The sequence below is a fragment of the Mycobacterium persicum genome, from assembly GCF_002086675.1.
GTDB lineage: Bacteria > Actinomycetota > Actinomycetes > Mycobacteriales > Mycobacteriaceae > Mycobacterium > Mycobacterium persicum.
Map to the genome: position 1 here is coordinate 1 of NZ_MVIF01000170.1, position 5,641 is coordinate 5,641.

Sequence of the window (5,641 nt, forward strand, 5' to 3'; positions counted from 1 at the left end):
ACCCAACCCCCACCTGCCGTACCGTCGTACGCCGGGCCCACCGGCGAACGCGCCCACTGGTGGTGGTATGACCCTTTCCAACCCCAACTGGCCTGGTCGCCTGCATCGTATCAAAGCTGAAACAGGTTGGGGCATAAAAACGTTCGGTGCTAATCAATCCCGCACCACCGCCGACCCGACACCCGAGGCCCTCATCAAGATCTCCGCCGACGTGCGCACTGAGCTTCGAGTCAAGTCGGGTAGCGCTGTTCGGCCAACGCCAACCAGCAGATAGCGATACATCGAATCATGCGGAATGGCAACGACGTTGACTCATCGAGATGGTGTGGGGCATCGAAACCCATCGAGCTGGCCAGCCCATGTCTTGGTTGCAATCCGGCGATGTGCCGGCCCGGCTTCACGTAGGCAGCCCGTCCCTTTCGGCATCTGCTCGATAACGGTCCACCCACTCGTCGGAACGCTGATCGGCCTGCCGCTGTAGCACCGGCGCGGGCGCCAGCCGCGGGTCGAGTCCCAACGCCTGGAGGATGGTGCCGACCAGTTCGGTCAGATTGCGCCACAACACCGGATAGGCGATCTCCATCGGTGTGATGTTCTCCTCGACGAACCAGCTGCGCCAGCCCGCTTCCTGGGCGCGCAGCATGGTGACGACGTGAGCGATCGCCCCGGCGTGATACACGGCACGGGCGTCGCGGACCGGATCGGGGTGCCCCCGCCAGACCCGTGTCTGCACCGCCCGCCAAAACGACACCGCCTGCGACACGACGTCGGGACGGTAGACATAGACAAGGAACGGGTTCTCACCGACGACGTCGCGGATGGCCGCCTTGAGGCCCTCGCCCGAGCGATCCGGAAGCTCGCTCGCGCGATTCACCAGCATCTGGGTCTGATTCCACATCAGCTTGCCGCCCCACACCCCGTTGGGCGTTCTGCCGACCGTGCGGATGTAGTCGCGCCAGATCTCGGCCGGTGCGAGGTCCGGCTTACCGTCGTCCAGCGGATCGAGCAGGCGCAGGATCGACTCGTCGTCAACTCCGGCAAACCACTCCCGCGGTTGCGGCGGCTGGCTCGTCCTCGGCAGATACTGAAAGAACTCCTGGGGTTCGCCGGCTACGCCGGTGGCGCGCAACGATTCGACCAGCAGCGTGCTGCCGCTACGCTGCGACGCCAACACCAGGTATGACGACGGGCGGTCTGCCACGAAAAAAGAGTATTCCGGGGGAAAACTGACTCCGCGCATGATTCGGCTTCTGTCAACCAGACCGTTCGGTCACGCGCAACGCCAGCGAAAAGAGCAGCCGCACATCGGGATCAGCCAACGACGTCGACAGCAGCTTCTCGATCCGCCGCACTCGATAGCGAACCGTGTTGGGATGCACCTGCAGTGACTGCGCGGCGGCGCCGATATCGCCGAAGCTGTCCAAGTAGACCCGTAACGTTTCGGCCAGCGCCGGATCCCGGATGCGCATCTCGGATATCCGCGGGTCGACCAGCCGCGCGTAGCTCCCGACCAGCGTGACGATTTCGTCGAGCAGCACCGCCGTGCGTGCTTCGGCCACCGAGGTCACCTGCCCTATCGAGATGGGGTGGCGCACAGCGCTGTCGAGCACGCCGTCGACCTCGCTGCGTGCCGCGGCGATCCCCCGCAGACCCGCGACCGGAGCCGCGATCGCGGCCCGCAAGTGCACGCCCAACTCGGCGCGCAGCGAGCTGACCGTGCCACGCACCCATGAGGTGACCGCGCGGGCCGTCGCGGTGTGCGGCAACACCACATAGATCCGCGATCCGTTGGTTCCCACCTGGGCGTCACGACGAAAAGCGCTGGCGCTCAACGCCAAGACGTCGGTGAGCCGGGCTGGCTGGTTTTCGGGGGCAATGGTGTCGAAGCCGATCAGCGCGGCGTTCCCGTCTCCGGGCAGCCCGAGTTCGCGCGCGATGGCGGCCACCTCGAGCGGTTCACCGTCGGCCAGGCCGAGCAGTTGCTGTACCCGCCGCGCATGCGTGGAGGGCCGGGCCGCCAGCCTCGCCATGATCCGAGCGGCCAGCACCGCCGCGCCCTGCAAAATCTCTTCGGCATCGTCGGCCAGCGGCTGCGAGCCCTGCTGAACCCAGATCGCGCCCACGAACACCGGGGGCCGTCGCGCCACCGGTGGCTGATGGATCCCGATCGCCAGCCGCGGACACAGGGCCAGTTCCGGGCGTTCGGCCACACGGACCACCTCGCTGCTGGCGCGAAGGGCATCGAAAATACCCCATTGAGCCAGCCATTCCAGATGCTCGGGTGGTCCGGCGCGGCCCAGGATGGACAGCCGGCGCAGCTCGTCGGCGTCTTCGTTGGACGCCGAGTAGGCCAGCACATGAGACTGCGCGTCTTCGATGCTGACCATGCCGTGGATTCGGTCGGCCAGGGACTGAGCCAGGCCGAACAGGTCGGTGCCCGAGTCGTCCATGGGATCGCCACGGTCCCCGTGATGCTCCAACACATGATTGACCAGCTGGTAGAGGCGTTCCCAGCGAGCACGCGGTTCCACCGCAACCACCGCCGACCCCGCTCGGACCGCTTTGGCCACCACCGCGTCCGCCGGTTCCTTGACGAAGATCGCCACCGGCGCGCGGGCTTGGCCGTCGATCCAGCGCAGCGCCTCGTCGTCGGTGACGCCGAGCAGAAAGAAGGCGTCGGCCGAGCCCGCCGCTTCGGCCAGGCCCAGCCGTACATCGTCGGAATCGACCAGCGCCGCCGAGGCCACCGTGAGATCTAGCCCCCGCGGGGCTTCGACCAGGCTGACCAGGGTCGCATCCAGGGCAAGAAGTAACTGGCCCAATCCGACACCGGCCGCCCGCATATTGTCCGATCCTACTAGCAGCGGTCGCAATTCCTGTCGTATCGGCCAATCGATTCGAGTCCCGCGACGGGGAACCTGGCAGGCATGGATGCGATTACCCAAGTGCCGGCCCCGGTCAACGAGCCGGTGCATGACTATGCGCCGCAATCGCCGGAACGCGCCCGGCTGCGCGCCGAGCTGGCCGTGCTGTCCGATCATCCGATGGACCTGCCGCACGTCATCGGCGGCCGACACCGGATGGGCGACGGCGAGCCGATCGACGTCGTCGCGCCGCACCGGCATGCCGCGCGGTTGGGCACCCTGACCAACGCCGACCATGCCGATGCGGCGGCGGCGATCGCGGCCGCCATGGCCGCCAAAACCGATTGGGCTGCAATGCCTTTCGATGAGCGCGCTGCGGTGTTCCTGCGCGCTGCCGATCTGCTCGCGGGGCGGTGGCGGGAAAAAATCGCCGCCGCCACCATGCTCGGCCAGTCGAAGTCGGTGTATCAGGCCGAGATCGACGCGCCCTGCGAGCTGGTGGATTTCTGGCGGTTCAACGTCGCGTTCGCCCGCCAGATCCTGGCCCAGCAGCCGATCAGCAGCCCAGGGGAATGGAACCGCACCGATTACCGCCCACTGGATGGTTTCGTCTATGCGATCACGCCGTTCAACTTCACCTCCATCGCGGGCAATCTGCCCACCGCGCCGGCGCTGATGGGCAACACCGTGGTGTGGAAACCGTCGATCACCCAGACCCTGTCGGCCTATCTGCTCATGCAACTGCTCGAAGTCGCGGGTTTGCCGCCGGGTGTGATCAACCTGGTGACCGGCGACGGCTTCGCGGTTTCCGAGGTGGCGCTGGCCGATCCGCGACTGGCCGGCATCCACTTCACCGGATCGACGGCCACCTTCTGCCACCTGTGGCAGCAGGTCGGCGCCAATATCAACTGCTACCAGAGCTATCCGCGGCTGGTAGGGGAGACCGGCGGTAAGGACTTCGTGGTGGCACACGCGTCGGCGCGCCCGGATGTGTTGTCCACCGCCTTGATTCGCGGAGCGTTCGACTATCAGGGCCAGAAGTGCTCGGCTGCATCGCGTGCGTTCATCGCCCACTCGGTGTGGCAGCGGATGGGTGATACCTTCCTGGGCGCCGTCGCCGAGCTGAAATACGGTGACATCACCGACCTGTCGAACTATGGTGGGGCGCTGATCGACCGGCGCGCTTTCCTCAAGAACGTCGACGCGATCGAGCGGGCCAAAGGCGCGGCCGGTGTCACGATCGCGGTCGGAGGCGAATACGACCACAGCGTAGGGTATTTCGTGCGGCCCACGGTATTGCTGTCCGACGATCCGACCGACGAGGCGTTCGCGACCGAGTATTTCGGCCCGCTGCTGGCAGTGCACGTCTATCCGGATGATCAGTACGAACGCATCCTCGACGTCGTCGACACCGGATCACGCTACGCGCTGACCGGCGCCGTCATCGCCGACGACCGCCGCGCGGTGCTGACGGCACAAGACCGGCTGCGGTTCGCCGCGGGCAACTTCTATGTCAACGACAAGCCGACCGGCGCGGTCGTCGGACGCCAACCGTTCGGTGGCTCGCGCGGGTCGGGCACCAACGACAAGGCGGGTTCGCCGCTGAACCTATTGCGTTGGACCTCGGCGCGCACCATCAAGGAAACTTTCGTCCCGGCAACCGACCACCACTACCCGCACATGGCTGCCGACTGATGGCCCGGTTGTTCGCCCGCACCCTGCGCCCGGCCCTGCTGGCGGCCGGACGATCCGATAGGTTGCGGCTCATGACCGGGCGCTCGTCGGTGACCCGGCGGGTGGTGCGCCGGTTCGTGCCCGGTGAAACACTGGATAGCGTCCTGGAAATGGTTGCCGTGCTGCGTGATTCGGGGCGCTACGTCAGCATCGACTACCTCGGCGAGAATGTCACCGACGCCGACGGCGCCGCGGCCACCGTGCGGGCCTACCTCGACCTGCTCGACGCGCTGGGCCGGCGGGCGGACACGGCATTCGACGGTGTGCGGCCGCTGGAGGTGTCGCTCAAGCTGTCGGCGCTGGGGCAGGCGCTCGATCGCGACGGCCCGAAGATCGCCTTGGACAATGCCCGCACTATCTGCGAACGGGCCGAGCAGCTCGGGGTGTGGGTCACCGTGGACGCCGAAGACCACACCACCACCGATTCGACCTTGTCGATCTCTGGTGACCTTCGGGTCGACTTCGGTTGGTTGGGCACGGTTGTGCAGGCCTACCTGCGGCGCACGCTTGCCGATTGCCGGGAGCTGGCCTCGGTGGGTGCCCGGGTCCGATTGTGCAAGGGCGCCTACGACGAGCCCGCAGCGGTGGCCTACCGGGACGGCGCCGAGATCACCGACTCCTATCTTCGTTGCCTGCATGTTCTGCTGTCCGGTTCCGGGTATCCGATGGTGGCGTCGCACGACCCGGCGATCATCGGCGCGGCCGGCGACATTGCTGCCGAATTAGGTTGTAAAGCAGGTGATTTCGAATATCAGATGCTGTACGGCATCCGCGACGACGAACAGCGGCGACTGGCCGCCGCCGGTAATCAGCTGCGGGTGTACGTGCCGTTCGGCGGCCAGTGGTACGGCTATTTCATGCGACGCCTGGCCGAACGCCCGGCGAACCTGGCGTTTTTCCTGCGCGCCTTGGTGCATTGAGTGCGTCCGGTGTGCGTTGCTGGCGTCGAGTGTGCGTTGAGTGCGTCGGGTGTGCGTTGCTGGCGTCGAGTGTGCGTTGCTGGCGTCGAGTGTGCGTTGGTGGAGTCGGGTGTGCGGCTGCGG

General features: G+C 66.5%; 5 protein-coding genes. 3 read left to right on the forward strand and 2 right to left on the reverse strand.

All coding sequences use genetic code 11. The features are described from left to right. On the forward strand, positions 1 to 120 hold a 120-nt coding region (locus BST40_RS32140; protein WP_244174501.1), incomplete at its 5' end, for a hypothetical protein. A gap of 277 nt (positions 121 to 397) precedes the next feature. On the opposite strand, the gene stf0 is transcribed toward BST40_RS32140, so the two are convergent. Together stf0 and BST40_RS27085 are read right to left on the reverse strand one after the other, a co-directional pair. Beyond that, positions 398 to 1,201, reverse strand: coding sequence for a trehalose 2-sulfotransferase (gene stf0, locus BST40_RS27080; RefSeq protein WP_075549601.1), 804 nt, complete (start codon positions 1,199 to 1,201; stop codon positions 398 to 400). A gap of 52 nt (positions 1,202 to 1,253) precedes the next feature. Beyond that, positions 1,254 to 2,843, reverse strand: a complete 1,590-nt coding sequence (locus BST40_RS27085; RefSeq protein WP_075549587.1) for a PucR family transcriptional regulator — start codon at positions 2,841 to 2,843, stop codon at positions 1,254 to 1,256. A gap of 84 nt (positions 2,844 to 2,927) precedes the next feature. Here BST40_RS27085 and pruA point away from each other — a divergent pair, with 84 nt between their 5' ends. Next, entirely contained in the window at positions 2,928 to 4,559 is a 1,632-nt protein-coding gene (gene pruA / locus BST40_RS27090; protein ID WP_083156378.1) for an L-glutamate gamma-semialdehyde dehydrogenase, read from the forward strand. Then, positions 4,559 to 5,518, forward strand: coding sequence for a proline dehydrogenase family protein (locus BST40_RS27095; RefSeq protein ID WP_075549589.1), 960 nt, complete (start codon positions 4,559 to 4,561; stop codon positions 5,516 to 5,518). Before pruA ends, BST40_RS27095 begins: the two co-directional genes overlap by 1 nt. The last annotated feature ends 123 nt before the right edge of the window (positions 5,519 to 5,641 follow it).

Excerpts from the sequence above, each read along its gene's own strand:
- BST40_RS27085 (WP_075549587.1), bottom strand. The coding sequence starts at position 2,843 with ATGCGGGCGGCCGGTGTCGGATTGGGCCAGTTACTTCTTGCCCTGGAT.
- pruA (WP_083156378.1), top strand. The coding sequence starts at position 2,928 with ATGGATGCGATTACCCAAGTGCCGGCCCCGGTCAACGAGCCGGTGCAT.
- BST40_RS27095 (WP_075549589.1), top strand. The coding sequence starts at position 4,559 with ATGGCCCGGTTGTTCGCCCGCACCCTGCGCCCGGCCCTGCTGGCGGCC.